The organism is Frankia sp. R82 (assembly GCF_023716925.1).
Classification (GTDB): Bacteria; Actinomycetota; Actinomycetes; order Frankiales; family Frankiaceae; genus Frankia.
Window position 1 is genome coordinate 1 of the sequence record NZ_JAMQQG010000114.1, and the last position, 3,367, is coordinate 3,367.

Here is a 3,367-nt window from a genome sequence, read left to right on the forward strand (position 1 = left end):
ACCGTGTACCAGGCCCGACGGCGGCCGACGAAGACCGCGTGGAAGTCGCTGGGGTAGATCCGCGCGACGAGTGCCATCGTCTGAGGTCTCCCGCAACTGGCCGCCCGGCGCGGGCCGGGGCTGGGCGTGGCGTCCCTGCTCGGCGAGCTCGGCCGTCAGCAGTTCGCCGCCGAGTCGATCGCCCCGGTCGGCGAGGACGCCCGCCGCCGCGGGGTCCGCCTGCTCACCGCACACCGGTCCAAGGGCCTCGAATGGGATGTGGTCGCCGTCTGCGGGGTGCAGGACGGCGCCTGGCCGGATCTGCGGCAACGTAGTTCGCTGCTCGGGGTCGAGGAGCTCGACGCGCCGGCCCGGGGCGGCCTGCGCCCACCGCTGACCCGGGCGGACCTGCTCGCCGACGAACGGCGGCTGTTCTACGTGGCGCTTACCCGGGCCCGGCGGCGCCTGCTGGTCACGGCCGTCGACAGCCCCGACGACGACGGCAGCCGGCCCAGCCGGTTCCTCGAGGAGATCGGCGTGCCCGTCGTCGCCGCGGGGGGGCGCCCCACCCGGCCGCTGACCCTCGTCGGTCTGGTCGCGACCCTGCGCCGGTTGGCCACCGAACCCGGCGCGGGTCCTGCGCTGCGTACCGCCGCGCGCCGCCGGCTGGCCGCGCTCGCCGCCGCCAGTGACGACGAGGGCCGACCGCTTGCCCCCGCCGCGCATCCGCGCACCTGGTGGGGGCTACTGGAGGTCACCACGTCCGAGGTTCCGGTCGTCGCTGCGGACGTGCCGGTGCGGCTGTCCGGCTCGTCGCTGTCGGGCCTGCGGGACTGCTCCCTGCGCTGGTTCCTCGAACACGAGGCGCATGCCGTCACCGTCGCCTCGACCGCGCAGGGCTTCGGGCGGGTGGTGCACGCGCTCGCCGACGAGGTCACCACCGGGCGCACCGCGGCGAACCTGGCCGCCCTGGACGCCCGCCTCGACACCGTCTGGCGGCATCTGGCCTACGAGGCCCGCTGGCGCAGCGACCAGGAGCGCACCGCCGCCCGCGAGGCCCTCGCCCGGTTCCTGGCCTGGCATGCGGCCGAACGGGGCCGTCGCGTCGTCGACGCCGAGATCCGGTTCACCTGCCAGCTCACCGTCGCCGGCCGTGAGGTGTGGCTGCGCGGTTTCATCGACCGCCTCGAGCTCGACGACGCCGGCCGGGTCCACGTCATCGACTTCAAGACCGGCCGCACCCCGGTCACCACCGCCGAGCTCGCCACCCACCCCCAGCTCGGCAGCTACCAGCTCGCCATCCGCTCCGGCGCCCTCGACGACGCGGTCCGCTCCGCCACCACCCCCCGCGGCCTGGCCCCGGTCCCGACGCGGCCGGAGGCCATGCCTGGCCCCGGACGGGCCGCGGTGGAGCCGGGCGGGGCGGAGCTCGTGCACCTGCGCCTGGACGCCGGCGGGGACGCCGCGGTGCCCGGATCGGCCGAGGCCACCCCCGGCCCGCCGAAGGTGCAGGCCCAGGCGCCGCTGCCCGCCGACGGCCCGACCTGGATGGACGAGGTCGTCGCCGACGCGGTGCACACCATCGACGCCGAGGCGTTCCGTCCCGTCCCCGGCGGCCACTGCACCACCTGCACGTTCCAGGGAAGCTGCCCCGCGCGGCCGGAGGGACGGCAGGTCATCGCGTGAGCATGCTGGGTACCGACGGGCACCTTCCCCGTCAGCCGTTCCTGCCCGGTTTCGGCGCCGAAGCCGCCGATCATGGTGACGGGACGCATACCGGCCCGCGCCTGGAACCAGACGATCTGCGCACCCTGCTGGACGTCCCGTTCACCGATGAACAGATCGCGGCCGCCACCGGGCCGCTGGCCCCGGGGGTGATCGTCGCCGGCGCCGGTTCGGGGAAGACCTCGGTGATGGCCGCCCGGGTGGTGTGGCTGGTCGCGACCGGGCAGGTGCGCGCCGACCAGGTGCTGGGGCTGACCTTCACCACCAAGGCAGCCGCGGAGCTCGCCGCCCGGGTCCGCCTCGCCCTGCGCCGTGCCGGCGCGGCCCGCTCCGCGGACGCAGGCGACGGGGGTACGGATGGCTGGGGTGCCGGTGGCTGGGGTGCCGGTGGCTTTGGTGGCGGCGGCGGTTCTGGTGGTGGTGGTGGCGCGGCGGAGGAGGAGGAGGACGGCGAGCCGACCGTCGCGACCTACCATGCGTTCGCCGGGCGGCTCGTCGTCGACAACGCACTGCGGCTGGGGCTCGAACCAGACGTCCGCCTGCTGTCGGGAGCGGCGCGTTATCAGCTTGCCGCCCGGGTGGCCCGTGCTCACGACGGCACCGTCCAGGCGCTGACCCGCTCACTGGCCGCCGTCGTCGGCGAGATCGTCGCCCTCGACGGCGAGCTGAGCGAGCATCTGGTCGACCCGGACGCGCTCGTCGCCTTCGACACCGGGCTGCTCGACGAGATCGGCGCCGCCCTCGAGGCCGCCCGGCGGCGGCCGAGGACCAAGGGCGTGCAGGACCTGCTGCGACGGTTCGCCCACACGTCCCGAGGACGGCGCGAACTCGCCGCTCTGGTCGCCGAGTACCGCGCCGCGCGGCGCGAACGCGGCGTGCTCGACTTCGGCGACCAGGTCACCCACGCCGCCCACATCGCCGAGACGATGCCGCAGGCCGGGCTGGCCGAACGCGCCCGGGCGGCGGTGGTGCTGCTCGACGAGTACCAGGACACGTCGGTGGCCCAGCGGCGGATGCTCACCGGGCTGTTCGGCGGCGGCCATCCCGTCACCGCCGTCGGGGACCCCTGCCAGGCCATCTACGGCTGGCGCGGTGCGTCGGTGGCGAACCTCGACCACTTCCCCACTCATTTCCCGACCGCGGACGGTACCGCCGCGACCGTCTACGAACTGTCGGTCAACCAGCGCAGCGGCGGCCGGCTGCTCGAACTCGCCAACGCCATCGCCGAGCCGTTGCGGGCCCGGCACCGGGTCGTCGAGCTGCGACCACGCGCCGACGTCGCCGACCGCGGCCGCACGGTCGTCGCCCTGCACGACACCTGGGCCGCCGAGGTGGCCTGGATCGCCGCCCGGATCCGGGCCGCCGTCGACGCCGGCACCGCCGCCCGCGACATCGCCGTGCTCGTGCGGGCCCGCGGCGACATCCCCCCACTGCTCACCGCGATGCAGGCCGTCGGCCTGCCGGTCGAGGTGGTCGGCCTGACCGGTCTGCTCACCGTGCCCGAGGTCGCGGAGATCGTGACGGTGCTGGAGGTCCTCGACGCCCCCACCGCGAACACCGCGCTGGTCCGCCTGCTCACCGGCCCGCGCGTCCGCCTCGGCGCCCGCGACCTCGCCGCCCTCGGCCGCCAGGCCCGCGAGATCGTCCGCCTCGACCCCCCGCC

At 75.8% G+C, this 3,367-nt stretch carries 1 protein-coding gene and 1 pseudogene; both read left to right on the top strand.

Going from position 1 to position 3,367, the window contains the following annotated elements; translation table 11 throughout:
* Positions 1-93: 93 nt before the first annotated feature.
* A pseudogene (locus ND747_RS15940) lies at positions 94-1,665 on the top strand (PD-(D/E)XK nuclease family protein); the annotation flags it as partial.
* A gap of 2 nt (positions 1,666-1,667) precedes the next feature.
* Positions 1,668-3,367 (top strand): ATP-dependent helicase (locus ND747_RS15945; RefSeq protein ID WP_251734406.1); only part of this gene is annotated, 1,700 nt, incomplete at its 3' end.